22 protein-coding genes are annotated in these 26,265 nt (G+C 45.9%); 3 read left to right on the forward strand and 19 right to left on the reverse strand.

The genetic code is table 11. The features are described 5' to 3' along the window. Positions 1–91: 91 nt before the first annotated feature. Together ACE1OE_RS16305 and crp are read left to right on the forward strand one after the other, a co-directional pair. Positions 92–961, forward strand: coding sequence for a phosphoribulokinase (locus ACE1OE_RS16305; protein WP_102469730.1), 870 nt, complete (start codon positions 92–94; stop codon positions 959–961). Positions 962–1,205: 244 nt separating this feature from the next. Then, the gene (gene crp / locus ACE1OE_RS16310; protein ID WP_009602948.1) at positions 1,206–1,838 is read left to right on the forward strand and encodes a cAMP-activated global transcriptional regulator CRP; all 633 of its coding nucleotides are present in this window, start codon (positions 1,206–1,208) and stop codon (positions 1,836–1,838) included. Positions 1,839–1,908: 70 nt separating this feature from the next. Here crp and ACE1OE_RS16315 read toward each other — a convergent pair whose 3' ends face one another. The 18 genes from ACE1OE_RS16315 to pilM all read right to left on the reverse strand — a co-directional run bounded on the left by ACE1OE_RS16315 (position 1,909) and on the right by pilM (position 22,252). Next, positions 1,909–2,700 carry a 2-oxoadipate dioxygenase/decarboxylase family protein gene (locus ACE1OE_RS16315; protein ID WP_449211652.1) on the reverse strand — a complete coding sequence of 264 codons (792 nt, stop codon included), beginning with the start codon at positions 2,698–2,700 and terminating at the stop codon, positions 1,909–1,911. A 10-nt stretch (positions 2,701–2,710) separates the two neighbouring features. Then, complete coding sequence (gene astD, locus ACE1OE_RS16320) at positions 2,711–4,168, reverse strand: succinylglutamate-semialdehyde dehydrogenase (RefSeq protein ID WP_449211653.1); 1,458 nt, start codon at positions 4,166–4,168, stop codon at positions 2,711–2,713. Positions 4,169–4,260: 92 nt separating this feature from the next. Further along, the gene (gene astA, locus ACE1OE_RS16325; RefSeq protein WP_102469727.1) at positions 4,261–5,280 is read right to left on the reverse strand and encodes an arginine N-succinyltransferase; all 1,020 of its coding nucleotides are present in this window, start codon (positions 5,278–5,280) and stop codon (positions 4,261–4,263) included. Between the two features lie 81 nt (positions 5,281–5,361). After that, on the reverse strand, positions 5,362–6,573 hold the full coding sequence (locus ACE1OE_RS16330) for an aspartate aminotransferase family protein (RefSeq protein WP_102469726.1): 1,212 nt from the start codon (positions 6,571–6,573) through the stop codon (positions 5,362–5,364). A 508-nt stretch (positions 6,574–7,081) separates the two neighbouring features. Beyond that, entirely contained in the window at positions 7,082–7,660 is a 579-nt protein-coding gene (locus ACE1OE_RS16335; protein ID WP_449211654.1) for an aminodeoxychorismate/anthranilate synthase component II, read from the reverse strand. 128 nt (positions 7,661–7,788) lie between these two features. Further along, complete coding sequence (locus ACE1OE_RS16340) at positions 7,789–10,401, reverse strand: ExeM/NucH family extracellular endonuclease (protein ID WP_449211655.1); 2,613 nt, start codon at positions 10,399–10,401, stop codon at positions 7,789–7,791. A gap of 272 nt (positions 10,402–10,673) precedes the next feature. Then, positions 10,674–11,690, reverse strand: coding sequence for a tryptophan--tRNA ligase (trpS, locus tag ACE1OE_RS16345; RefSeq protein WP_449211656.1), 1,017 nt, complete (start codon positions 11,688–11,690; stop codon positions 10,674–10,676). Between the two features lie 165 nt (positions 11,691–11,855). Continuing rightward, a complete protein-coding gene (locus ACE1OE_RS16350) occupies positions 11,856–12,551 on the reverse strand; it encodes a phosphoglycolate phosphatase (RefSeq protein WP_449211657.1) in 696 nt (231 codons plus the stop codon). Between the two features lie 16 nt (positions 12,552–12,567). Next, positions 12,568–13,242, reverse strand: coding sequence for a ribulose-phosphate 3-epimerase (gene rpe / locus ACE1OE_RS16355; RefSeq protein ID WP_102469721.1), 675 nt, complete (start codon positions 13,240–13,242; stop codon positions 12,568–12,570). 70 nt (positions 13,243–13,312) lie between these two features. After that, positions 13,313–14,173: a Dam family site-specific DNA-(adenine-N6)-methyltransferase gene (locus ACE1OE_RS16360; RefSeq protein WP_102469720.1), complete on the reverse strand. Its 861-nt coding sequence runs from the start codon at positions 14,171–14,173 to the stop codon at positions 13,313–13,315. Positions 14,174–14,272: 99 nt separating this feature from the next. Further along, a complete protein-coding gene (locus tag ACE1OE_RS16365; RefSeq protein ID WP_449211658.1) occupies positions 14,273–15,730 on the reverse strand; it encodes an AAA family ATPase in 1,458 nt (485 codons plus the stop codon). Positions 15,731–16,026: 296 nt separating this feature from the next. Beyond that, entirely contained in the window at positions 16,027–17,112 is a 1,086-nt protein-coding gene (aroB, locus tag ACE1OE_RS16370; RefSeq protein ID WP_372059767.1) for a 3-dehydroquinate synthase, read from the reverse strand. A 29-nt stretch (positions 17,113–17,141) separates the two neighbouring features. Then, positions 17,142–17,660, reverse strand: a complete 519-nt coding sequence (aroK, locus tag ACE1OE_RS16375; RefSeq protein WP_102469717.1) for a shikimate kinase AroK — start codon at positions 17,658–17,660, stop codon at positions 17,142–17,144. A 194-nt stretch (positions 17,661–17,854) separates the two neighbouring features. Next, positions 17,855–19,489, reverse strand: coding sequence for a type IV pilus secretin PilQ (locus tag ACE1OE_RS16380; RefSeq protein ID WP_449211727.1), 1,635 nt, complete (start codon positions 19,487–19,489; stop codon positions 17,855–17,857). Between the two features lie 76 nt (positions 19,490–19,565). Next, positions 19,566–20,069, reverse strand: a complete 504-nt coding sequence (locus ACE1OE_RS16385; RefSeq protein WP_449211659.1) for a pilus assembly protein PilP — start codon at positions 20,067–20,069, stop codon at positions 19,566–19,568. Beyond that, positions 20,059–20,676 carry a type 4a pilus biogenesis protein PilO gene (locus tag ACE1OE_RS16390; protein ID WP_449211660.1) on the reverse strand — a complete coding sequence of 206 codons (618 nt, stop codon included), beginning with the start codon at positions 20,674–20,676 and terminating at the stop codon, positions 20,059–20,061. The genes ACE1OE_RS16385 and ACE1OE_RS16390 overlap by 11 nt, the downstream gene beginning before the upstream one ends. A gap of 1 nt (position 20,677) precedes the next feature. Next, a complete protein-coding gene (locus ACE1OE_RS16395; RefSeq protein WP_449211661.1) occupies positions 20,678–21,271 on the reverse strand; it encodes a PilN domain-containing protein in 594 nt (197 codons plus the stop codon). Beyond that, positions 21,272–22,252 carry a pilus assembly protein PilM gene (gene pilM / locus ACE1OE_RS16400; RefSeq protein ID WP_449211662.1) on the reverse strand — a complete coding sequence of 327 codons (981 nt, stop codon included), beginning with the start codon at positions 22,250–22,252 and terminating at the stop codon, positions 21,272–21,274. A 145-nt stretch (positions 22,253–22,397) separates the two neighbouring features. On the opposite strand from pilM, the gene ACE1OE_RS16405 reads away from it, so the two are divergent. Then, complete coding sequence (locus ACE1OE_RS16405) at positions 22,398–25,037, forward strand: penicillin-binding protein 1A (RefSeq protein WP_372059761.1); 2,640 nt, start codon at positions 22,398–22,400, stop codon at positions 25,035–25,037. A 194-nt stretch (positions 25,038–25,231) separates the two neighbouring features. On the opposite strand, the gene oxyR is transcribed toward ACE1OE_RS16405, so the two are convergent. Continuing rightward, a complete protein-coding gene (oxyR, locus tag ACE1OE_RS16410) occupies positions 25,232–26,119 on the reverse strand; it encodes a DNA-binding transcriptional regulator OxyR (protein WP_372077410.1) in 888 nt (295 codons plus the stop codon). Between the last annotated feature and the right edge of the window lie 146 nt (positions 26,120–26,265).

Below are 26,265 nucleotides of genomic sequence, written 5' to 3' on the forward strand. Positions count from 1 at the left end.
ATAAGCTCGTGCCCAGATTAAGATAAACCATACATAAACAACATTTCCCAGCTTATCGGGATATGAATACTAAAAATACACAGGAAGTGTTATGTCAGCGAAACACCCTATCATCGCGGTGACAGGCTCCTCAGGAGCTGGAACAACGACAACATCAGAAGCATTTCGCAAGATGTTCAACATGATGAACATCAGACCTGCGTTTATCGAAGGCGATAGCTTCCATCGCTTTACTCGCCCAGAGATGGATGTCGAGATCCGCAAAGCAAAAGAACAGGGTAAGCACATCAGTTACTTTGGCCCTCAAGCCAATGACTTTCCTGCACTTGAAACCTTTTTTAAAAACTACGGACAAAATGGCGTCGGCCAATTTCGTCGCTATCTACATACATTCGACGAAGCGGTCCCATACAATCAAATGCCGGGCACCTTCACGCCTTGGCAAGACTTACCCCAAAACTCTGACGTATTATTTTATGAAGGGTTACATGGTGGTGTTGTTGATGGTGCCATTAATGCCGCTCAGCACGTTGACCTCTTGATTGGCATGGTTCCAATCGTCAACCTGGAGTGGATCCAAAAATTTGTTCGCGATACACGTGACCGTGGACACTCTCGAGAAGCAGTGACCGATTCCATAGTACGGTCAATGGACGACTATCTCAGCTACATCACACCACAATTTTCGCGTACTCATATCAACTTCCAACGCGTCCCCACCGTTGATACGTCGAACCCACTTAATGCGAAGGGAATCCCAAGTCTCGATGAGAGTTTCGTCGTCATTCGCTTAAGGGGCATTAAGAATGTCGATTACCCATATCTACTCTCAATGATTGACGGTTCCTTTATGTCACGTCATAACACCATCGTCGTACCGGGCGGGAAAATGAGTTTTGCGATGGAATTAATTGTCCGTCCTATACTACAGCAGCTAATAGAAACAGGGAAAATAGGTTAGTTTTTTGCGCCTAAACTTAGATGATTTTTTATACCGTGATCATGTGCACAGTTTTGTATAGGAAAATGGTCTGATGACACGATTAAAATCAAGAAAGTCCGCGCAAAAAAGGATACTATTTCTTTGAAACAGAAGATCGCTTGCGCCATCTTCAAAGTGCTTTTATGCTAGTGAGTCTCAACACAATGGACTTGCTATAATATATGGAAAGCAGCAAGCATACCCTGCAGAGGAAGTAAGAAATATGGTTCTAGGTAAACCTCAAACCGACCCAACGCTAGAGTGGTTCCTTTCACATTGTCATATTCACAAGTACCCTTCAAAAAGCACGCTAATCCATGCGGGCGAGAAGGCTGAAACACTTTACTACATCGTAAAAGGTTCAGTAGCAGTACTTATCAAAGATGAAGAAGGCAAAGAGATGATCTTGTCTTACCTTAACCAAGGTGACTTCATCGGTGAACTAGGCCTATTTGAAGAAGACCAAGAACGTACAGCGTGGGTTCGAGCTAAATCACCTTGTGAAGTGGCTGAGATTTCTTTCAAGAAATTCCGTCAACTTATCCAAGTTAACCCAGATATTCTCATGCGCTTATCTTCTCAGATGGCAAGTCGCCTACAAGTGACAAGCCAGAAAGTTGGTGACCTTGCGTTCCTTGACGTAACTGGTCGTATTGCTCAGACGCTACTTAACCTAGCAAAACAACCTGACGCAATGACGCACCCTGACGGCATGCAAATCAAAATTACTCGTCAAGAAATCGGCCAGATCGTTGGTTGTTCTCGTGAAACAGTAGGACGTATTCTTAAAATGCTGGAAGAGCAGAACCTTATCTCTGCTCATGGTAAGACTATTGTGGTCTACGGCACGCGTTAATATCTAACGTTACTAATAATTAAAAAGCCACCGCAAGGTGGCTTTTTTTATGGCGAAAGGGTGAGTCTATTTATTGATGGGTACTCTCAAAAATTTTATCCGCAGACGCTGCCACAAACCCTTGATAGTAGCAGTTATTATTCATTTTATAGCGCTTAGCAAACTCATAAAAACCTCCAGGTACACGCTTCTCTTCGCCTAAAAACGACACCAATACTTTGTCAGCCATGGTCGATGATTGCTCCAGTAACACCTCAGGTGATCCCTTGACCTCACCACCTGATTCATTGATCTCAAAACCAGCCTGGCGCAAATAATGATTCACAGCCACGACGTCTTCAAATCGCTGCAACTGATTCACACTCACGGTAAAGTGATTTGCACCATAACCATGAGCGGCAAGCCAAGAGGCATACTCACTTTCTTGCGCCAGTGTTTGATAATCTTCGCAGCTCAACGTCCACAGACGCCCACCAAACAGAAAATCTGCCGACGATACGGCCTCACTATCAACTTGATCCACCAGCTTGGTCACAATGGCCTGTAGCTCGGGTGAGCACTGCTCCACACACAGTTCGCTAATAAAAACCTTAGGTAACGTGTTGTCTGCATGCTCTAAATGAATGGCTGACAGCTTTTTAGCTTTGAATTCATACTCGCCTCCTTGCTGGTAACCAAGCTCAAGAAAAGGCTTGGCCAATGTCTCAATACCAACAGGGTCAAGATTAAAGGTGCGCAAGGCAATGTGATCATTAATCAGTGCTTCTTGCTCCTTCAGCAACCCCTGAATTTTCGCGGCGGATGGACACAGGCGCGTCGTATAATCTTGCCACAGTTGCTCAAATAACCATTCAACTTTCATATGTTGCTCCTTAGAGATCGAGTCCTGGGCTTAACGTCGCTGGAAGAATCGTTTCGTCTCCCTCCATCGATGCCATCGGATAGGCACAATAGTCTGCGGCATAGAAAGCACTCGGCCTCAGGTTACCGGATGCACCAGGGCCACCAAATGGTGCATCACCGCTCGCGCCCGTCAACTGACGGTTACGATTCACAATACCAGCACGGATATGGTCAACAAAATACAACCACTCGTCGTCATTGGTTGAGATAAGTCCTGCGGATAAACCAAAACGGGTATCATTGGCAAGTTCAACCGCTTGATCTAGCGTTTCATAGCGTACAAGCTGCAACAACGGGCCAAAATATTCTTCATCAGGTAATACATCAATTGTGGTCGCATCAATCAACCCTGGCGTCACAAATGCCGCCTGTCGCTGCTGTGACTCAACCAAACTCTTGCCGCCTAAGGCTTGCAGTGCGGACTGAGCCTGTATGATGTGTTGTGCTGCCTGTATGGATATTTGTGGTCCCATGAAGGGTGCCGGATCGGCAAACGGCTCATCGATACGTATTTTTGCTATCGCGGCGACCAGGGCTTCAACAAGTTGGTCACCTTTATCGCCAAAGGGAACATACAATCGGCGGGCGCACGTACAACGTTGCCCTGCACTGATATAAGCAGACTGAATGATGGTGTAGATCGTTGCATCAAGATCGCCATACGCCTCACTGACAACTAATGGGTTGTTGCCCCCCATCTCTAGCGCCAGCATTTTATCAGGCTGACCGGCAAATTGACGATGTAGGACATGGCCAGTATTCGCACTGCCAGTAAACAACACGCCATCAATACCTTTGGCATCAGCTAAAGCAATGCCGGTTTCTTTACCGCCTTGCACTAGGTTAATAACCCCTTCTGGCAACCCTGCTTCCTGCCAAATCCGCATGGCAAGCTCACCCACTAGTGGCGTTTGTTCAGAAGGCTTAAAGACAACCGTGTTCCCTGCCAGCAACGCTGGAACAATATGGCCATTGGGCAGGTGCCCTGGGAAGTTATAAGGCCCAAATACTGCCATAACACCAAGAGGGCGATGACGAAGGACTATTTGGTTCCCCGCCGCTTCTCGCTGTGAGCGACCAGTACGCTCGTGATAGGCTCGAATGGAAATCGCAATCTTACCGGCCATCGCGCCCGCTTCCGTTCGAGTTTCCCACAACGGTTTCCCCGTTTCTTTAGCAATCGCTATAGCAATCTCTTCACTGCGCGCTTTTAGCTTTTCGGCAAAGGCTAATACAATGGCTTCACGCGCTTCAAACGAGGTTTTTTTCCAAGAGATAAACGCCTGTCTTGCGGCACTAACCGCGGACTCAACCTGCGCCGGTGTGGCTGATTGTCCCTGCCAAACCACCTCATTATTGTAAGGTGACAATGAATGAAATTGTTCACCAAGTCCTGCTACCCACTGTCCTGCGATCCATTGAGTCATCGAGAATTCCTTAACATATAAAAATGGTTGGAGCATTGTCTTCAACGCCACGAAAAATAACCAAACGTGGCGGGATAAACATCAAGAGCCTGTTACTGAGCGAGCATACGTACCATATCACCTTCAGAAAGGTTCAAGGCCTCGGCCACGCTTGGAGCTAACAAGACACGCTGGCTTTCTGCGTCATAAGCGGCTTTCGCGGCTGTTGCTCTAAAGTGTTCAAATGACGTATTTGCAATAAGATAATCTTGTGAACTGGCGTGCTCTGAGATCGATACCTTGGCTCGGAATGAATTCCTAATCGCTTGGATATTTTGTAGATCGCACTCCACGGTCGGGCCAGCATCAAAAATATCCACATAGTTTCGACAGGTGAAGCCTTCTCTCTCGAGCAACTTCAACGCGGGTTTGGTATTGTCATGCACCTGACCGATCACCGCTTGCGCTTCTTTACTCAACAAATTGACGTAAATCGGCAACTTAGGCATAAGATCGGCAATGAAACCCTTCTTACCAATGCCCGTCAGGTAATCTGCCATGGTGAATTCAATCGAGAAGAAATGCTCTTGTAACCACTTCCAAAATGGTGAATTACCTTCAGCATCTGATACGCCTCGCATCTCTGCAAAAATCGTTTTAGAGAAGCGCTGCGGGTGCTCTGCCAGCATCAGAAATCGTGACTTAGACATTAAGCGACCATTAAGGCCAACACGATAATCAGGCCTTAGGAACAAGGTGCAAATTTCACTGCATCCGGTGTAGTTATTGCCAAAGGTGAGCAGCTTAACGGTGTTGTTAACGCCCAGTTTGGGAGAGGAGTGAACCACAGTACTAATGTGGTAAGAGTAAAACGGCACATCCCAACCAATCGCACCTTCTATACCGGTGGTACCAGCAACCTCACCGGTTTCACTGTCGACACCAACCATCAGATAACCTTCATCGGTTGGCGAGGTAACATCGGTCTTACTGAAGCTGTATTCAGAGTGAGTAATTCGATTGGAAAGCAGCTCTTCATTTACTGGAAGAGACGTGAAGCCGTGACCAGATTCTACCGCGCACGTGTGCAAGGCGTCATAATCAGACATCGTAATAGGACGAACAACAAGCATCAATAATCCCTCCGACGCAAACTCTCCTGGTACATCCACAGCCAAGAGAGGGTTTCAAACGAGTAGCACACCAACGTACTTTTACATTAAAGTACTGATCGCTTTATCTAGTTTCGCTAGACCCGATTCCACTTCTTCTTTGGTAATCACAAGTGATGGCGTAAAACGAACCACGTTGACACCAGCAACCAAAACCATTAAGCCTTGAGCGCCAGCGGCGACAAGAACATCACGAGCGCGCCCTTGCCACTGTTCGTTAAGCGCAGCGCCAAGCAACAAGCCTTTGCCGCGAATCTCAGAAAAAATATCGTATTTATCATTGATAGCATTAAGCCCATCGCGGAACCAAGCCTCGCGCTCAGCAACGCCGGCAAGGACTTCCGGAGAAGAAACCACATCAACCACGGCTTCCGCGACGGCACAAGCCAATGGGTTACCCCCGTAGGTTGAACCATGCGTGCCCACTTTCATATGCGCCGCCAATTCCTTTGTGGTCAGCATGGCACCAATTGGGAAGCCACCGCCAAGAGATTTTGCCGTACTGAGGATATCTGGGGTTATACCCAAACCTTGATATGCATAGAACTGACCCGTACGGCCGTTTCCGGTTTGGACTTCATCAAAAATTAGTAGCGCGTTGTACTTGTCACAAAGCTCTCGAACCGCTTGTACAAACTCAGGCTCTGGCGAAATAATGCCACCTTCACCTTGCAAAGGCTCCATCATAATCGCACAAGTTTTATCCGACATCGCCGCTTCAAGTGCTGCTATGTCGTTATAAGGGATATGGCTAATGTCACCCGGCTTAGGACCAAACCCATCCGAATAAGCCGCTTGACCACCCACTGTCACCGTAAAGAAAGTACGGCCATGAAACCCTTGATTAAATGCAATGATTTCAGACTTTTCTGGCCCATGAACCTCGCTAGCCCAACGACGAGCAAGCTTGAGTGCGGCTTCATTAGCTTCAGCGCCAGAGTTCGCAAAAAAGACTCGTTCCGCAAAGCTGACTTCCGTCAGTTTTTTCGCCAAACGCAAAGCAGGCTCATTCGTCATCACATTACTGAGATGCCATATTTTGTTCGCCTGTTCTGTTATCGCATTCACCATGGCAGGATGACAATGCCCTAAACAGCTCACGGCGATACCACCAGCAAAATCAATATACTCATTACCTTGCTGATCCCAAACGCGTGCGCCCTCGCCCTTAACTGGGATCATTTCCATTGGGTTGTAACAAGGTACCATCACCTCATCAAACCATTTGCGGGATACTGTTTTTTCCATTGTCATAACACGTTCCTTTTAATTACTGCACACGAGGAAAGGGGGATATTCGCACAAAGATGACATCAAGCATCAGCATCGCACCGCGAGTGGTTGCCATACCGTTAGTGGTGCCTTATCGCTATACGCTTTAGATGAATTTACATTGCATAGAATGAATCTTCATAGACTTAAGATAAGCCTTTATAAGTTTAGGACGAACCTTCACACTTTCTACTGATGAAAAAATTTCTCACCATCCCTCATTGATGCAGCATTGTATTTACAATTATTTAACCATTACAATAGCAGAAAATGCTTTTCGATCATCAGTCTGCTCTGCACAGGTATAACACCTTGAGTATTTATGCATTAAATTTGAATTTAAATGAAGTGTTTTTTAACAAGTTCGGAAAGAAATGAACAACACGGGCTTTGTGGTGCTCGCTCATCAGTATTAACGAATAGTTTTGCATTTTCATAAGTAAAACTTATGAAGGATAAGAAAAGATGAAAGGGTGATCTCGATCAAGCACTAGCCTTGTAAGAAATTACTCAACAGCTCGTGACCTTGTTCGGTTTTGATGGATTCAGGATGAAATTGTACGGCATGAATGTTTAACGTGCGGTGTTGATAGCCCATAATTTCATCAAACTCACCGTTAGGACACTCCGTCCACGCGGTCACTTCAAAGCAATCGGGTAATGTCTCCCGCTTAACGATAAGCGAGTGGTAACGTGTAACAGTCAATGGGTTATTGAGCCCAGCAAAGACACTTTGACTGGTGTGCGTAATCGGCGATGTTTTACCGTGCATCACCTGCCGCGCTCGCACAACATCGCCGCCAAAAACCTGTGCGATGGCTTGATGCCCAAGACAAACCCCAAGCAGAGGCAATTTACCCGCAAAGTAACGGATAGCCTCAAGCGAAATACCCGCTTCATTTGGCGTGCATGGACCCGGTGAGATCACGAGGTGTGATGGGTTCATTGCCTCAATACCTGCAATATCAATCTCATCGTTACGAACCACATGCACTTCTACCCCGAGCTCAGCAAAATACTGATACAGGTTATAAGTAAAAGAGTCGTAGTTATCGATGATAAGTAACATGGCACTCGCTGCGGTCTGGTGTTTGTAAAAATAAGGCGGTATTTTGCAACAAGATGGCAGAAAGGCAAGAAAAAAAGCAGAAGAGGTTAGGCAGCAAAGCTAAGGTAAGCTTTGCTGCACGAGGGTTATCAGTGGCGTTGTTGTCTACGCCAACCAATGATAAGCATGGCCGCCAACCCTAAAGCACCGATAGAACCACCATTGATATTGAGATCAATCACCGCAGGATCATGATCAGACGAGCGGTAATGATCCAAATACTTAGGCAGGTCGCCCTTGTACTCGTCGTTGTAGTCAAACAACGTCGATTCACCAGCATTGATGTGCCATTCCGTTGCGTCGACCACTTTTCCAGATAAACTTGGGCTGATCAGGATATGATCCAACGCCCCAACCTCGTCGTTGTAAGAATAGCTCCAGCCTTGTGAATGCATCTCTCCTAATACATTAATGTACCCATAACTGTGAGTAATCACCGCCCCATCATCACCAAATTGTTGTTGATCTCCGATGAACGTATTACGAGCCGCCCGGATCACCTTGTCATAGTTGCTGGTACTGTAATCCGTCAGTATCAATAAAGGATCCTCTTTACCGTAAGCATTCAGATCGCCCAGTACCATTTTATGGCCATCAATCGCCTCAAGTGCGTCACCAAGTGCTACGGCAGCGGCAACCCGAAACTGCTCACACGAGCCCTGCTGATCCACATCTTGTCCACCTTGACCGCCAGCTGATTCAGGAGCCGCATCTTCCCAACATTTTGAGCCTTTCGACTTAAAGTGATTCACCGCAATCGTCAGTACCTCTTTGCCACCTTTGACTTTAAAGGTTGGAGCGAGGGTGTCTCTTTGATAGTTTTTACCATCTTCAATCACCTTACCCTTGTCATCTACCACTTCAGGCGCCACCTGTCTTGGCATTTCAAAGACGTTAACGTTTTTGAGTTTTACTGACTTAGGTCGATAAATTACACCGGTGGTAATCGCATCGGTCCCGACACTATCAAGCTTATCAATCACACCATCATCATTTGAATCGGTACTGACATACGCATATTGTTTCTTTTTCGAATCTAACCGTTCATTCAGCTCGCGCACCAGTTGTGCAATCGCGCCATCATCGCCAAATCCGTTATTTTCAATTTCCATCAAGCCAATAATATCAGCGTCCAAGCGCACCAAAGCTTGTAAGATTTTCTCTTGTTGTGCCGCAAACTCATCGGCCGTGTTCGCACCTCGGTTGCTGCCAAATCGATTCTCGTCACCACCAAATGGCGAGTTGAAGTAATTCAGAACATTAAATGTCGCCACTCGAAGATCGGCCTTATTCCACGGTTGGTCGATTAAATTAGGCTCGGCTGTGCGCGGGGTATGGCGAATAAAGTTGTTTGAAGTGATCGTATTGGTCGCGATAAGGCGATACTCACCATAGCTATAACCAATCACACCCTCGATACCAAACAAGCCATCGTTAATTCGAATGTAGTCCTCGGTACTGCCATCTTGGTCAATATCCGTTTTAGCAAAATCAGGGTAATAAGGGACGACACCATTAGGCGCTGGTTGATCAGATTCCACAAACAGACGCCTTAGCGTATTCTCTTCGCTTTGTGATATCGCCTCATCAGACCCAGCGGGGAAAGCTTGATTTGGATGTGGGTTTACCCGTTCATGTGATAGCACCATGTTGTTTCGGCGTGATGCGTAATCATAACCAAACGTCCTCGTCACCCGCATATCAAGGTTTTTGGGCAGTGCCACTAACATCCCTTCGTATCGCTCCAAGGTTTGCTCAAAGTTTTCATCAGACTCTATTGCGACAACAGGCACCGCCGACGGTGGTGTTTGCTCATCTTGTTTTAGCCAATCTTGTTGCGAAGGCTTAAGCTGTGTTTGTCCATAATATTCCTGAACCTGACCTTTCACACAAACCACATCGCCAGGTTTCAAGTTGTGGTTCGATTCGGTGTAAACAAACAACCCATTCGATGTCAGCTCGTTATGGTCATCCTGCAAGGCATTCAAATAAAAGCCTTTACTGATACTGGTTGTCACCGCAGACACTACCCCTTCAACAAAGAAGCTTTCTGTGGTGATGTACGGATAACCGCTAATAAACGGAGAGTGCCCACCTTCACCCTGTATGGTTTGAATAGCGGTAAAGAGCGGAGGGTTTCCCTCCTCTAAACACTGAAAAGCCACCGGAGGTGTTACGGCTTCCAGCTGACCTAAACCGGTAATGTCATTGCTACCTAAGACTGCCCACTGCTCTGGCTGATAGCTCGAAGAAGGTTGGAAGTGATTCGCGTAACGTACCAAGGTCTTATTCTCACCAAAGGCACTCCCCATTTCGCCAATCACATCGACAATTTTCCCATCTTTAAACAGGGCAATCGGGTCATCACCATTGAAATTGACGACTTGATTTGCCGTGGCCAATGTCGATTTTTCTAGAATTTCCGGGCTGGCTTTTTCATTCGCAAACACCAACACTGAATTAGCGGGTATGGTGTAGCTGGATAGATCTAATGTATTCCAAGTGCCATTACCATTGGGTGATTTTGCCAACTGATAATTGCTAAGTGAAACCGCTACGTCACTGGAATTCGCCACCTCGATGGCTTTATTAAAACTGGTTCCTTCTACATATTGTGAAAGAAATACCTCAGCACTTGCGCCACCCGCTAATGCTGACGATACGAAAAGTACTAACCACTGCTTTTTGTTTGTGCTTGTCATTATTCACCTCGAATTTGATGGCAATGTATCCTTTGCCTGAACGCACATCGTTGTATATAAGTTGCTATTTTCGAGACGAGTGTTGTCATTTATCTTGCAATTGATAAACGATCACATGAATAACTGAGGTGAAGATCTCATTCGAATTATGAAGTATTGAAACAAGACCCAACTATCAACAAAAAAAGTTAGTCACATAAACACAAAAATCAGGCATAAAAAAAGCCCCTTGGGTAAACCAAGGGGCTTCAATATAAACACGAGGTTAATCGCTATGGGCGGGTAACAAAACCCACCGCTTTATACGCTTTTGCTAGCGTTACGGCTGCGCGCTCAGAGGCCTTAGCAGCGCCTTGACGCATTACGTCATCCATATAAGCTCGGTCCGCACGAATACGCTTATATTCGCTTTGGATTGGCTCTAGCATCGCCACCAAGGCTTCACCGACATCTTTCTTGAACGGGCCATACATCTCAACACCCGCGTACTGTGCTTCGATTTCTGCAAACGATTGACCCGTTGCTGCCGAGTACAAGCCCATCAGATTAGAGATACCGGCCTTATTTTCCCAGTCATTGGCAATGCGTGGCGGCGTTTCTGCATCGGTTTGTGCCTTGTTAATTTTCTTCAAAATCGATTTAGGCTCTTCTAGTAAGGTGATGACGTTCCTACGGTTATCATCCGACTTCGACATTTTTTTCGTTGCGTCTTGTAGGCTCATCACGCGTGCATTCACCGTTGGGATGTACGGTTCTGGCACAGTAAACAGCGGCGCTTCTGGTGTATAGATGTTATTAAAACGAGTCGCGATATCACGAGCAAGTTCAAGGTGCTGCTTTTGGTCGCTACCTACCGGCACTTGGTGTGCGCCATATAGCAAAATATCCGCGGCCATCAATACCGGGTAATCATATAGGCCGACATTCACATCATTGGCATAACGCTGAGACTTGTCTTTAAACTGAGTCATACGATTCAGCTCACCCATCTGGGTATAACAGTTAAGAAGCCAACCAAGCTGAGCATGTTCCGGTACGTGTGACTGGACAAATAACGTGCTCTTCTTAGGGTCAACACCAACTGCGAGACAGATTGCCAGAGCGTCTAATGTGGCCTCATGCAGGGCTTTCGGATCTTGACGAACCGTAATCGCATGAAGGTCAACTACGCAGTACTGACAATCGTAATCGTCTTGCATCTGTTGCCATTGACGTAGAGCACCCAAGTAGTTACCGATACTTAGTTCACCTGATGGTTGAACACCACTCAATACGATGGGCTTGCTCATAACTATGATTCCTTCGACTTCTTAACGAGATAATTAGGATAATGAAAAACCGCGTAATTTCTTACGCGGTTTTAGCAGTGTACTCATTGCAAAGTATTTTGCCATAGCCATGAAGACTTTTTTATCGCTATGCCCCGTATATTCATACCTTGTGGCATTTCAGCGCTAGTTTGTCGTGATTAATGCACCCTTTTCGACGGCATTCAGTACTTCAGCAACATCATCAGCGACAAAGTCGGGGTTTGCATTCGCGATTGGCTCACCATGGTTATAACCGTAGGTTAACCCAAATGCTAGGCAGCCGGCATTGCGGGCGGCAAGGATATCATTTTGAGAATCCCCAACCATCAAGACTTCATGTGGCAAGACACGCTCTTGTTCCATTAACCAATTGAGTGCAACGGGATCCGGTTTTTTATTGGGAAACGCGTCGCCACCTAGCACATGAGTGAAATACTTATCGAGTTGGTGTTGCTCAAGCAACTCAGGCACAAACTTAGATGGCTTATTGGTAAGCAGCGCAACGGTATAACCTTTTGCTACTAACGTATCTAACGTGCTGTGAACGTTCGCATAGAGGTGACTAAGTTTGTGACCACTAGCCGCATAAAAGTCATCAAACAGCACGCGGGCTTTATCACACAACTCAGGTGAGAGCTCAGGGTTCACCGTCACACTCTGACTCAATGAACGAGCAATAAGCACATCAGCACCATTGCCAACATAATCACGGACCTGTTCTTCAGTCACGCTTGGGTAACCCAGCGCTTGCACAGCTTGATCAGCAGCAAGGGCAAGATCGGGAACACTGTCAAGGAGCGTACCGTCGAGGTCGAAAACGACAAGTTTAATAGATGGCATTCATTAATTCTCTTGATTACTTCTGTACTTTCGCCAGCTCAGCACGCATTTCGTCGATCACTTCTTTGTAATCAGGACGATTGAAAATAGCAGAGCCTGCGACAAACATATCGGCGCCCGCTTCCGCGATTTCACGAATATTATCCACCTTAACACCACCATCGATTTCAAGACGAATATCACGGCCAGAGGCATCAATAAGGCGACGAACTTCACGCAGTTTATCAAGCGCAGAAGGGATGAAAGATTGACCACCGAAGCCTGGGTTAACTGACATCAGCAAGATCATGTCAACTTTATCAAGGATGTAATCAAGGCAAGTTAATGGTGTAGCTGGGTTAAGTACCACCCCAGCTTTACAACCATTTTCTTTGATCAGTTGTAGGGTGCGATCCACGTGGTCAGTTGCTTCAATGTGGAAGGTAATCATAGAAGCGCCCGCTTTCGCAAAGTCAGGAACCAGGCTATCTACAGGCTTTACCATCAAATGTACGTCAATTGGAGCCGTAATACCGTAATCACGAAGCGCTTTACAGATTGGCGCGCCAAAGCTCAGGTTAGGTACAAAATGGTTATCCATGACATCGAAATGGATAACATCAGCGCCAGCAGCTAGCACTTTTTCAACGTCTTCGCCAAGACGTGCAAAATCAGCGGATAAAATGGATGGCGCAATTAGAAAATCTGTCATACCTGACCTCAATAGAATGGATTAGCGAGCAACAATTGCGCGCAATTCTACCGAAGGCGGTCAAGAAAGCCTAGCGCTTATCCAGATCCGATATCACTTTTGCTTCAGGCTTGGCTTTAGCTTCAAATAACGCAAGTAACTCATCCACCTTATTACGCCCAGAGCCATTGCGACTAATGGTACGTTTCACCTTCACCACATTGAGCTGAGCGCCGTGATACAGGCGTCGTGTCAAGGTGGTATCGTGATTGGAAATCAGCACTGGAATCTGGCGGTCGAAGGCCGTATGTTCCGCGATATCCGCCAATGCGGCTTGGTCATCTAACGAGAAACCGTTGCCCGCGTATGAGGTAAAGTTTGCCGTATTCGAAAGCGGTGCATAAGGCGGATCGCAATACACAACGCACCCCTTGCGAGCGCGACTGAAGGTTTCTGGGTAACCCTCACAGACAAACGTTGCTTTTTTGGCTTTTTCTGCGAAAAAAATCAGCTCTTTTTCTGGAAAATAAGGCTTTTTATAAGAACCAAAAGGTACGTTAAAGCCGCCTTTTTTGTTGTAACGGCACAAGCCATTAAAACCGAATCGATTCATATATAGAAAGGCAACAGAACGAAACAACACATCATCGCTCTGATTAAAATCAGCACGCACCCCAAGGTACACCTCTTTGCGATTATGCTCAGGGGTAAAGAAGCGCTTGGCTTCTTCAATGTACCTATCTGGATCGTTTTTTAGCAGATTGTAGAGATTAATTAAATCCGGGTTTATATCGGCGAGTAAATACTGGTCATAATCGGTATTCAAAAAGACAGAACCAGCACCAACAAAGGGCTCCACCAATTTCCTAGCGTCTGGTAAATGCTTTTGAATATCTTCGACTAAGCCATACTTTCCACCAGCCCACTTTAGAAAGGCGCGTTGCTTTTTCATTGCTTGCTCTATTTACTGCCACCCAAAATTTAAGGGAGGGGAATATATCATAATTCAATCTGTTATGTTGACCTTTCTCGCATCAACACAGCCTTGAACTTACTGCGAAGACGACGCTTGCCCACGATCAATTTCCCGATGAACTTGACTCAATGATTTTGCCCAAGCCCCAAGCGAACGCAGCGCCTCAGGTAACGCCTCAGCCGCATCACGTGCTGCCTGAATACTCGAATACTGATCGTAAGTCACGATGTACCACTTCTCGTCATTACGAATAGTTGGGTATACGCGCACTGGCTTGTCAAACGTGTGTTCATTCAAAAAACGCTGCACGTCATCCATGCTCGTCATCGCTGACATTTGCAAGGTGTACGTGTTGGCTGCCATCGCTTTTAGCTCATCACGGGCAAAAGAGAAGGTAATCGGTGTTTGCAGCACCTCATCGCTCTCTACATCCACAACCGTGTTTTCCGGTAGCACTACCGCTTGGATCTCAGCGGCCTTCGCCACCGCAATCGCTGTATTATCTTCTAATAAGGCATCAACGACATCAGAGGTAATCACCACTCGCTCACCACTTTCTGATTCCCCCACGCTAGCGGTCTCAGAGGTCACCTGAGGAGGCAACGCCATAGAATCATCAATGGTAGATTCCACTGCCGGCATTTCTTGATTAGCATTGCTAATTTGCTCTGCAGAGGACGCATCAATATCAGAATCCGGTGTGGTGATCACGACGTCGTCACCACTATCGATAACCTCAACTTGGTCATTTGACGGTTGCAGTAATGAGCGGTAGCCTAAAAAAATAAGAATGATCAACACAATAACCAATGCAGCAATCTTAGCTGGCGAGCCAACCAGTGAACGAATAATCACTTTCTTTTCCATTGTTTGCTCTCCTAGTACCAAGATATCCCCAGGGATGGGTCTCGCCTTAGTAAACGCAGTTTTGATTCTTTTTTCAACACTTTCATCAGCGTAGCGTAACACTAATGTCTCAAAAAGCCGTTTGGCTTCCGATTTAGACAGCTCATCGACTTCCAACTCTATCGGTTTAATCTCTAAACCATGGCTAAGCCGAGCAACACGACCGTATGTGTGATTGCTGGCACTGAACAGCACCACACTCACCGTTTGGTGACCGACATTATGCGTAGCAAGAACAAGTAACCAAAGCTCAGCCAAGAGCGCTTGAGATAGGTGCTGGGCGTCATCAACAACGACCACCACATCGCAAGCCTCTCCTTCCAGAATTCGCTCAACGCTGTCGTGTAAGGTATCGGTCTCACTATACAAAGCCAATGGAAACAGCTGACGTAATATATTGCCACGAATTACCTGGTCATCTTGATTGGGAAAACTGGTGACCAACGACTGATTTTTGCCATGTGCCCATGATTCCAAGTAACGATGCGACAGCCATGTTTTTCCCATCCCAGCCTCTCCTTTCACCGCAACAAAGTTCGATGAAAACTGAGTCAGTAACTGCAGTCGTTCTAGAAGATGGGTCTGCGAGTCCAATTCCATCACTCGCATTTCATAAGACAAACTCATTGGCTCGTTACTCTTCGTGTCAAAATTCTTCGTGTCAAAAACCCCCCTCACACTTAAGGCTTAAGTTCAAAGGTGAGGTGTTTCAATTTAACGGCGAAACGCTAATGTTAAAAGGAAAAACGCTAAGATTAAGATGCGGAATGCTAATATTAGGAGGAGAAACACTAATATTAAGACACGAAACGCTCAAAACCACACGCAATTCGGGCCAGCAAAGAACCCTGAGATCTAAAAAAGGCCCCTATTAGGAGCCTTTTGTCGATGAATCAAATACCTACTAACTTATTGTTCAGCAGTTAGATACGGCACTTATCAATCGCTTTCTCAATCAACTCATTGGGTACATCAGAGACAACTTGAGCATCACCGATCGTCGTTGGCAATACCAAACGAAGCTGACCAGACAACACTTTTTTATCTCGCATCATATGACTCATGAAATCATCAAATGTCATTGATTCTGGTGTGTGAACAGGCAGTTTTGCGCGCGTTAAAATCGTGATAATTCGTTCAACTTGCGCTGCTGAAATATCACCAAGCAACTGCGCTGTATGCGCTGCCATCACCGTACCAGACGATACCGCTTCTCCATGTAGCCATTTACCATACCCTAGTTCAGTTTCAATGGCATGACCAAATGTATGACCTAGGTTCAATAATGCTCGAATACCGGATTCTTTCTCATCCAACGCCACCACTTCAGCCTTGATGGCACAACAACGCGCAATGGCGTAAGTCAATGCTACTTGATCCCGTTGATAAAGCTTATCAAGATTACTCTCCAGCCAATCAAAGAATTCCGCATCGTAGATGATCCCATACTTAATCACTTCGGCCATACCCGCAGCAAATTCTCGCTCCGGCAATGTGTTCAAGCAATTAATGTCGATAATCACCGATTGAGGTTGATAAAATGCACCAATCATATTTTTACCTAGACTATGATTAACTGCGGTTTTACCCCCTACCGAAGAGTCGACTTGGGAAAGTAGAGTTGTAGGGATTTGGATAAAATCAACACCGCGCTGAAAACACGCTGCCGAAAACCCAACAAGATCACCAATAACCCCCCCACCTAATGCCACCACTACAACATCACGGCCATAATTACCGGATAATAGGTGCGTCATAATTGTGTTGAAGGTCTCAAGTGTTTTGTATTGCTCACCATCAGGCAATTCTAGCAACGAGGTTTGACAACCTTTGCTATCCAATTGATTGAGGATGGCTTGAGAATAAAGAGGGGAAACCGTGGTATTGGTAATCAGTACCACCGATTTTCCATCTGGAATTTGAGAAAATTGCGCCGAGTCATTAAATAACCCGGCACCAATTGAAATAGGGTAGCTACGCTCACCAAGATTAACCGTAATCCGTTCCATGGTTTGCTCTCCGTTCAAGAAGGTTGTAATTAACCTTCTTCTAGCATTTTTACGATTTGGTTGGCTACCACTTTTGCACTTTGATCATCAGTACGCACAGTGTAGTCCGCCACATCTTTGTACAAGTTGTTGCGTTCATCCGCGAGCGATTCCAATACTTCACGCGGATCATCCGTTTGCAGTAATGGGCGCTTTTTGTCGCGGTTGGTGCGAGCAAGCTGCTTTTCAATTGTGGTTTCTAAATATACAACGATTCCGCGTGCAGATAGTCGATTACGGTTTTCTTTACTCTTAACCGAACCACCACCAGTCGCAAGGACAATGCCTTGCTCCTCAGTCAGATCATTAATCACCGACTCTTCACGAATGCGGAAGCCTTCTTCGCCCTCGACGTCAAACACCCAAGAGATGTCTGCACCAGTGCGTTCTTCAATAACGGTATCAGAATCAACAAACTCCATATGAAGTTGTTGAGCTAGGTGTCTACCGATAGTGCTTTTGCCGGCGCCCATAGGGCCAACAAGAAAAATATTACGTTTTTCAGCCATGTTTAGCAGTAATTTACAACGTTAATTCAATGACATCGCCACAAGAAAATACCGAAAAAAAGCATCGGAAAAAGGGCTTGTGACACCGATTCCTCACAGACAAGACGTGATAAGACCCGAAATTATCAAGGTAAGGTGACCGTAATGCAACTTTATTTTTCACTATTTTCAATAAAGTGAGCATTTACAATTAGTTACTGTACAATTATTTCTGGCGTTACAAAGATCAATAATTCGCTTTTCCCCACTTTTTCGTAAGTTCGCCTAAATAACGCCCCTAAACCAGGAATATCCCCTAACAATGGGACTTTATCGACGCTATTGGTAATACTGTGTTGAAAAATGCCGCCCAACACGACCGTCTCACCATTGTTGACGAGCACTTGTGTCCCGATCCGTTGCGTATCAATGGCAACAGCCTCCCCTTCCCCTGTTTTCACGACTTGGCTGGGTCTATCTTGAGTGACGTTGAGGTCTAAAATAAGTCGATTATCCGGCGTAATTTGCGGCGTAACCGTCAACGATAATACCGCTTTTTTAAATTCTACCGCTGTCGCGCCACTAGAAGCAGCTTTTAGATAAGGTATCTCCGTTCCTTGTTCAATATACGCGGACTTCTTATTGGTAGTAATCAACCTAGGACTCGATATAATTTCGGCTTTTGATTCTTGTTGAAGGGCAGACAATTCTAAATCCAGCAAGACATTAGACCCTAAACTGGCGACCTGGAACGCCAGTCTTGCCGCGCTATCTGATGTGGCTCCAAGATTGACATTCAAAAAATCATCCACAAAGTCATCGCCCGAATCATAGAGCCCAATGGTCGCTAAATTATTTTCAATTGAGCCCCCTATTGTGGTATCACCATTCACCTTAGTGACGCCCCAGCGAATACCCAGTTCATCCATATTGCCCTCATTAATCGTGACAATACGCGCCTCAATCTGGACCTGCTTTACCGGTATATCCAATGAGGCAATAATCTCTCGAATCACGGTAATGTTACTTGGCAACTCTCGAATTAACAGCGAGTTTGTGCGCTCATCAATGGCAATGGAGCCGCGCTCAGACAACATACTCACTTCACCTTCTCCCCCTATCATCACTGCGATCTCAGAGGCTTTGGCATAATTAATCTTAATAATCTCAGAGTTAAGCGTACCGATTTCCTCTTCGAGACGACCTTTCTCCAGCGCCAATTTTTCTTGCAAATCTAACTCTGCCTTCGGTGCAACCAAAACCACATTGCCATTCACCCGTTTATCAAGCCCCTTCACTCGCAGAATAATGTCTAGCACCTCAGTCCACGGCACGCCATCCAGCCTCAACGTTAGATTCCCTTGTACGGTGTCAGACACAACCAGATTAAAATCGTTATAATCCGCCAATAGCTGCAATACGCTTCTCACTGGGATATCCTGAAAATTAATCGATGTCAGTTTGCCTTTATTGGCGAGCAGAAATTGCTGTTCATCGGTTCTGGCTTTCGTCATAGGAACGATGGTCACTCGGAGTTGATTTTTTTGTATTTCATAGACGTAATCTACGTTAGTCTTGGTTTCAACCAATAAACGAACATCAGGAGCGTCATCAAAAAGTTCGAGCTGATTTACTGGGGTGGCAAAGTCTTTAACATCCAAAATCGACAGTTGCTCTGGCCGTATCTTGGTCTGCTTCAAGACCACACTGAGACCATTATTCATGCCTTCTACATCCACAACACTGCCGTGATTCAACAGATCGACAACGATAACACCCTGCTTTTTCGCATTGAGTTCAAACGACACATTTTTCAATGCATTGCTTGGGATGTTTGCCATACTGCACATTGACGTCAATAGGCATACAAGGCTTATAACACCACTGAGCAACTTTCTATTTATCCCTAGCACGACGACTTCTCCATCAATTCAACGTGAGCTTAACTTGCCTTTTAAACCAACAACCTAGACCATCCGATAAGGTTTCGTTGACAACCAAACCCTCCGCTGTCACCTGTTTAATTTGTCCGCTATTTTCTCCAACATACTGCCCCTTCCGGACCTTAACCAACTGACGATTTGGCAACAGCAACAACCCCGTAAGCGCTTCTCCTTTACTCATTATTCCCTTTAGATGTAGCTCATTAAGTCGGTATTGCTCTAACCGCCCCTTAACCCTAATCTTAGGTTGCCAACACACTTCGCTAAAAGCGGGTGTCTGTGCCTGCGCTAATTGAGGTAGCTCAAAGGGTGACCCTTCAGGATGAGATAAAAATGGCATGACATGAAAAGACTGAGTTGGCTTGAGCTTATCGACCTCAACCTCCAAATTAGCCTCGGTTTTCGCAACAAAATCTTCAAGCGAGTTATCGTTGGCCTGGCACCCAAAAAGCATGACAACAAATAGTATCCAACCTTTATTGCTCACGATTCCCTCGCTGGGTTTGAGGTATGTTTATCTGTGATTTCTCTCGAAACTGGTAGGTATAGGCCCTCACACGAAAGTGCAACGTACTGCTTTCTTGGCTAACTCGTTGCCATTCTGCATTTTCAAGTAAAACGATACGCGGCAACTGCGCGATTGCGTGGGCATACTCACCAATACTGTTGTAATGCCCGGTGAGCTCAATATCGAGTGGCAACTTTAGTAAAAAGTCTTGAGGAACCCGCTTACCCCAATCAATACGCGTAAAAGTCAGCCCGTTATTTAGCCCCTCCTCATTCACGGCGGCCAATAAGCTCGCCAGTTCTTTTTGCTCCGGCAGCTGCTCCAATAAAAAATCATAGTGTGTATTCAGCTCATCAAGCTGGGCTTGCATCAACGGTAGGAGAGCCGCTTTTTTCGCCATACGAGTGAGCTCTAATTTAAGTGTTAGTTCTTGGTGTTTGTGTGCACTCAACTCATCTAAATCGGGTTTAACTATAAAATAACCACCAGCGCACAGCAGTAATAGCGACAGTAAGATCGCGACAAAACATTGCGCCGCAAAAGGCCAATCTGCCATTTCGTCTAACTCGAGGGCCGGTATATTCATCTTAACGCGCTCCGACCACATGCGATGGTGATGGGACCCACTCACTTAAGCGCGCTGAGTTAAACTGAAAAGAAATATTGAACGACTGATAGCTCTGACCAAAACGCTGATTACCATGCACAATCGAGTGCATGTCGACATTGATTAACAACGTTGAGCGCTCAAAAAGATCCAACATCTGGGCCAAATTAGCGGTTCGACTACTAATACCACTCAATTTAAAACGCGTCCCTTCCATAACAATCTTATCGACATAGACACCTTTCGGTATGAGATCTGGGAGAGCGTTCATAACGGCAGTGGTTTTATTGCGCTGTCTTTGCAGGGTTTCGACATAATGCAAACGCTGCTCTAGTGTGTCATGCAATTTTACGATATCAGATAACAAGGCAATGTCTTTTTGATACGCGTCGATTTTCTTTTGAAGGTATTGTTGCCGCGCCTGTTGCACGTCAATCTGAGAAGACACATACCAGGCTGCTATTTGCACACCGATGATTGCGACTAACACCGATAGCATGACGGCGACCACAAAACGCTGACGATGATGATTACGTTTTCTTTCTCGCCAAGGCAGCAGGTTAACCATCTCCATTTAATGCGCCTCCATCCATTGGATTGCGTTGTAGGCAACCCCTAATGCCGTCGCAAAAGAACCATTCAATCGAGCACCGCCTTCACTCGCTACATCCACACAGGCATGTAAGTCTATTGTCTTTATCGGCATACCGGTGAGCCTTTCAATCAAACCGGCAATATTCGAGTCGTTAGCATGCCCGCCACATAACACTATGCCTTGTAACCCCTGTTCCCCTTGTATAGACCGATAAAGTTTCAGTTGCGCTAATATCTTACTGGCCAAATGTTCAATCATGACCTCGGCTGGCGACTTTGGCGCAATACTATTGAGTGAGTCACCTGCGCACTCATGATTTTCATAAGACCATTGCTTAGCCATATCTTGTGATAACGGTTGAGGCGGGCACAGGGCAACATGGTGATGCCCTAAGTCCAGAACTCCCCAGTTTTGTAGCCATGGTTGCTGTTGAACGAGCAACACCTGCAGTCCACGAAGTGCGTTAATATTCGTGTCCATATATTCTGGCCGGTAGCCAATTTTCTTTATGGGCTGGGTCCAGTTATCGACGATAGCGTGCTTAACAACATGAACACGATATGCCTCGGTATTGGCGCCCGACATTGAGGGTTCTTTGTAAAAATCTAAGGCCAGTTCTTCTAGTGGGTATGGCGTCTGATGAGCCATCGCCTGAAATACGGCAAAGACTTGCTCCTGACCATCAAGTCCATGCTCTAAGGTGATGACCTTATTAATTGACACACTATCCGGTAATGCAATGGCCGCCTTTTTTCTAAAAAAAGGGGCGGTTTTTCGTATTTTTTTGAGATTCTTTACAGTTTCTTGATGCTTTAACGTATGAGGATCGGAGAAAATAGAATCAGAACCCTTCAGTTCTAGATGGTTTACTATCGTAATATGAGCGCAATCAACCTTTACAACCACGGCTTTGACGCTGTAGCGCCCGATATCAATACCCGTAATCCATTTCTTAGTCATAAGAAATAACCTCAACAAATACAATAACCAAGTGAAAAGGTTGAGATTGACGCCCAAATAAGCGTTAATTAACCCTATAGGTAATTTTTGGTCTAGAGTACAAGTAATTACCTACCCATAACCTTAATCAATCAGGGAATCTCCGGTGAAGTTCATAAAGAGACTGTTGGTATTTGCATTTATTTGCATACTCTTTGGAGTGAGTACTATTATTGGGTTTTACTACTACGTAAAACCAGAACTGCCTGACGTTGCAACGCTTAAAGACGTCCAGCTCCAAACCCCTATGCAGGTGCTTAGCCAAGACGGGAAGCTGATCGCACAATTTGGCGAGAAACGACGCATCCCCCTTACTTATGATGAGATTCCCCAGGATTTGATTCATGCACTCATTGCCACAGAAGATAGTCGTTATTACGACCACTATGGCTTTGACCCAATAGGAATCACTCGTGCTGCTGTTGCCGTTATTGCATCAGGCAGTGCGTCTCAAGGTGCCAGTACTATCACTCAGCAGCTTGCTCGTAACTTTTTCTTATCCAATGAGAAAAAAGTCATGCGTAAGATAAAAGAGATCTTTATCGCCGTGCACATTGAGCAGCTGCTAAGCAAGCAAGAAATCATGGAGCTGTACGTCAATAAGATATTCCTTGGTTATCGCTCCTACGGTTTTGGTGCAGCAGCGCAAGCGTACTTTGGTCGAGATCTTAACCAGCTCACGCTGAGTGAGATAGCCGTTCTTGCTGGATTGCCAAAAGCACCTTCTACAATGAACCCAATTTACTCCATTGATCGTGCCACCCATCGCCGCAATGTCGTCTTGGCACGCATGCTCAGTGAAAAATACATCACTCAAGCCCAGTTCGATGAAGCGCGTTCAGAGCCGATCATTTCTCAATACCATGGGGCAGAAATCGAACTCCGAGCGCCTTATGTCGCTGAAATTGCACGCGCTTGGATGGTTAAACGCTACGGTGATGACGCTTACGAATCCGGCATGCGCGTGACCATGACTGTCGATTCTAAGTTGCAAAAAGCGGCGCATACCGCTGCGATCAATAACCTTTTGGCCTATGATGAGCGCCACGGTTACCGAGGTGCAGAGAAAGTCGTCTGGAAGGCAGATCAACCAGCCATGTCTACTGAAGACATGACTAAGTACCTACGCAAACAGCCGACTTATGGCGAACTACGCCCTGCACTGGTCACTAAAGTAAATGCGAAATCCATCACGGTTTGGGTTAAGGGTTATCAAGAACAGACCATTGAGTGGGACAACATGAAATGGGCTCGCAAATTTAGAACCGATGAGCGCCAAGGTGCGGCACCAAAGTCAGCAGGTGACGTGACGGCCGTTGGTGAACAAATCTGGGTACGAGCAAGTCAGATTGAAGCACTTGATGATACAAAAGAAACCGCTACCGCCACTGAAGACGAAGCGGAGATGCCAGCGAAAGTCATCACATGGCGATTGAGCCAAGTGCCTAATGCCAATACTGCTTTTGTTGCTATCGATCCTCAGAACGGCGCTGTACTGTCGCTTGTGGGTGGTTTTAACTTCGTGCACAGCAAGTTTAACCGAGCCACTCAATCGGTACGTCAGGTTGGTTCAAGCATCAAGCCATTTATCTACGCAGCCGCGCTCGATAAAGGCATGACACTAGCAAGCCTAGTCAATGACGCGCCTATCAATAAATGGGACAAGAGTGCGGGCACAGCATGGCGTCCTAAGAACTCACCACCGACCTATACCGGCCCGACTCGTCTTCGTATCGGCCTAGCGCAGTCTAAAAACGTCATGGCTGTACGCGTATTGCGAGAAGTGGGGTTAGACGATACTCGCGACTATTTAACCCGCTTTGGTTTTGATAAATCCAAGTTACCACGCTCTGAAACCATCGCTTTGGGGGCTGGCAGCCTAACACCAATCCAGATGGCACAAGGGTTCTCTGTCTTTGCTAACGGCGGCTATTACGTTGAGCCTTATTACATCAGTCGTGTCGAAGACCCATTTGGAAAAGTCGAGTTTGAAGCAAATCCTAAAGTGATTTGTCACACCGATTGTCCAAAGATGCCAACACCAGAAATGTTAGCCTCAAACAATAGCGACGATGCGCCAAGCATCGAAGAGGCGACCAATGCAAGTGCTCTTGAACCTGTTGAACTCACTGACTTTAATGAGGAAGACATGGATTCCAATGAGCCCAATTATGCACCACATGTGTTATCAGAACAGACCGCATTTCTGACTCGTGAGATGATGTATAGCAATATTTGGGGTGGAGGTAATTGGCGTGATGGAACGGGCTGGAATGGTACTGGCTGGCGTGCTCAAAAACTGGAACGCCGCGATATTGGCGGAAAAACAGGGACGACAAATGACTCAAAAGATGCGTGGTATAACGGTTATGGTCCTGGCATTGTCGCCACAGCTTGGGTCGGATTTGATGACCACCAAAGAAAGCTAGGTCGCACAACGACCAACAGTAATCTTGGTAAAGATCAAATCTCAGGCGCTGAAGCTGGTGCAAAAACAGCGCAACCTGCATGGGTTGATTTCATGCGTGTTGTGTTAGAAGACGAGCCACAAACCGCCAAAGCAATCCCAAATGGTATTACACGCGTTCGTATTGATCGTGAATCAGGACTGCTATCAAACAAAACAGATTCATCGTCTATGTTTGAGTACTTTGAGATTGGCACTGAACCGAAAGAATACGTTCAAGAAAGCTTTACTGACACTCTGTATTCCAGTGATGCCTCAGAAAGTGAAAGCTTGTTTTAGCCAGTTATTGGCGAGTAATATCAAACCAAACTTTTGATAGGTAAACAGAAAGCCCTCTAAGTAATTAGAGGGCTTTTTTATGCGTGTTTGTTTCATGCTAAATGTTTCAACATATTGGCATTAGAAGCCGCTCTAGTATTAACATAAAGATCAATACTAATACTAATACTAAAAGGTTGAATTAACTTAAGGCGTCAACGAGGCAAACAACCTGTGATCGCCTCGGCTATTTTCTCGAAACGCGCTCGCAGTGGTGAACCGGGACGATACGCTAACACTAAGCTTCTTGACGGCGTAGGATTGACGGCATTCACATAACACACCCCATCCTTTTGCTTTTCTTTCGGCAATGACAGCTCTGGCAACAAGGTGATCCCAGCGCCTGCTGCTACCATGTTGCGCAGCGTTTCTAAGCTTGTCGCTTTAAAACGTTCATCATCCTTCGCGCCTGCCGCAAAGCAGAAACCTAAGGCTTGATCTCGCAGACAATGGCCGTCCCCTAGCGCCAGTACTGTACGACCATTGAGTTCCAACATATCCAGCTCAGCTTTGCCTGCCCACTCATGATCACATGGCACAGCGATGCTTAGCGGCTCATTATAGACCTCGATCTCTTTGAATGGTGCCGTTTCTGCAACGGAGGCCAGCACAAGGCAATCCAATTTGCCTTCTTCTAACTGTCTAACTAGTTGATGAGTCTGTGCCTCATGAAGATACAATTCGAGTTCAGGAAACATCTCTTTGAGTTGGGGAACAATTTTCGGCAATAGGTATGGGCCTACCGTAGGGATAAAGCCAATGTGCATCGGCCCAGTCATCTCCCCGCTCTGCCCTGTCGCCATTTCCCGAAAGGTTTTGACTTCATTGAGTACGCGTCTCGCCTGTTCAACCAGCAATAAACCCGGCTCGGTAAACAGCACTCGTCGGCTGCTGCGCTCCAATAATGACGTACCAATCTCATCTTCGAGTTTACGAATCTGTCCGCTTAACGTTGGCTGACTAACAAAACACGCCTCCGCGGCCTTGCGAAAATGCTTGTGCTCAGCAAGCGCCACTAAGTATTCAAAGTCTCGAATATTCATTGCAACCTCAGATAGAAAATAACTATCAATACCATAACAATAAACGATTGGAACTATCAACGCGTTTTTTTGATAATGATCCCAACGAAACAGAGCAGCAACCGCTAAGCTCAATGTGAAAAATTCACGAATTCAAATTATTGTAT

This window comes from Vibrio sp. E150_011 (assembly GCF_053544015.1).

Excerpts from the sequence above, each read along its gene's own strand:
- ACE1OE_RS16350 (WP_449211657.1), bottom strand. The coding sequence starts at position 12,551 with ATGCCATCTATTAAACTTGTCGTTTTCGACCTCGACGGTACGCTCCTT.
- astD (WP_449211653.1), bottom strand. The coding sequence starts at position 4,168 with ATGACTCAATGGATCGCAGGACAGTGGGTAGCAGGACTTGGTGAACAA.
- ACE1OE_RS16305 (WP_102469730.1), top strand. The coding sequence starts at position 92 with ATGTCAGCGAAACACCCTATCATCGCGGTGACAGGCTCCTCAGGAGCT.
- aroB (WP_372059767.1), bottom strand. The coding sequence starts at position 17,112 with ATGGAACGGATTACGGTTAATCTTGGTGAGCGTAGCTACCCTATTTCA.
- pilM (WP_449211662.1), bottom strand. The coding sequence starts at position 22,252 with ATGACTAAGAAATGGATTACGGGTATTGATATCGGGCGCTACAGCGTC.
- ACE1OE_RS16360 (WP_102469720.1), bottom strand. The coding sequence starts at position 14,173 with ATGAAAAAGCAACGCGCCTTTCTAAAGTGGGCTGGTGGAAAGTATGGC.
- ACE1OE_RS16340 (WP_449211655.1), bottom strand. The coding sequence starts at position 10,401 with ATGACAAGCACAAACAAAAAGCAGTGGTTAGTACTTTTCGTATCGTCA.
- ACE1OE_RS16395 (WP_449211661.1), bottom strand. The coding sequence starts at position 21,271 with ATGGAGATGGTTAACCTGCTGCCTTGGCGAGAAAGAAAACGTAATCAT.
- rpe (WP_102469721.1), bottom strand. The coding sequence starts at position 13,242 with ATGACAGATTTTCTAATTGCGCCATCCATTTTATCCGCTGATTTTGCA.
- aroK (WP_102469717.1), bottom strand. The coding sequence starts at position 17,660 with ATGGCTGAAAAACGTAATATTTTTCTTGTTGGCCCTATGGGCGCCGGC.
- ACE1OE_RS16380 (WP_449211727.1), bottom strand. The coding sequence starts at position 19,489 with ATGTGCAGTATGGCAAACATCCCAAGCAATGCATTGAAAAATGTGTCG.
- ACE1OE_RS16365 (WP_449211658.1), bottom strand. The coding sequence starts at position 15,730 with ATGAGTTTGTCTTATGAAATGCGAGTGATGGAATTGGACTCGCAGACC.
- astA (WP_102469727.1), bottom strand. The coding sequence starts at position 5,280 with ATGCTTGTTGTTCGTCCTATTACGATGTCTGATTATGACGCCTTGCAC.
- crp (WP_009602948.1), top strand. The coding sequence starts at position 1,206 with ATGGTTCTAGGTAAACCTCAAACCGACCCAACGCTAGAGTGGTTCCTT.
- ACE1OE_RS16315 (WP_449211652.1), bottom strand. The coding sequence starts at position 2,700 with ATGAAAGTTGAATGGTTATTTGAGCAACTGTGGCAAGATTATACGACG.
- ACE1OE_RS16390 (WP_449211660.1), bottom strand. The coding sequence starts at position 20,676 with ATGAATATACCGGCCCTCGAGTTAGACGAAATGGCAGATTGGCCTTTT.
- ACE1OE_RS16335 (WP_449211654.1), bottom strand. The coding sequence starts at position 7,660 with ATGTTACTTATCATCGATAACTACGACTCTTTTACTTATAACCTGTAT.
- oxyR (WP_372077410.1), bottom strand. The coding sequence starts at position 26,119 with ATGAATATTCGAGACTTTGAATACTTAGTGGCGCTTGCTGAGCACAAG.
- ACE1OE_RS16330 (WP_102469726.1), bottom strand. The coding sequence starts at position 6,573 with ATGACAATGGAAAAAACAGTATCCCGCAAATGGTTTGATGAGGTGATG.
- trpS (WP_449211656.1), bottom strand. The coding sequence starts at position 11,690 with ATGAGCAAGCCCATCGTATTGAGTGGTGTTCAACCATCAGGTGAACTA.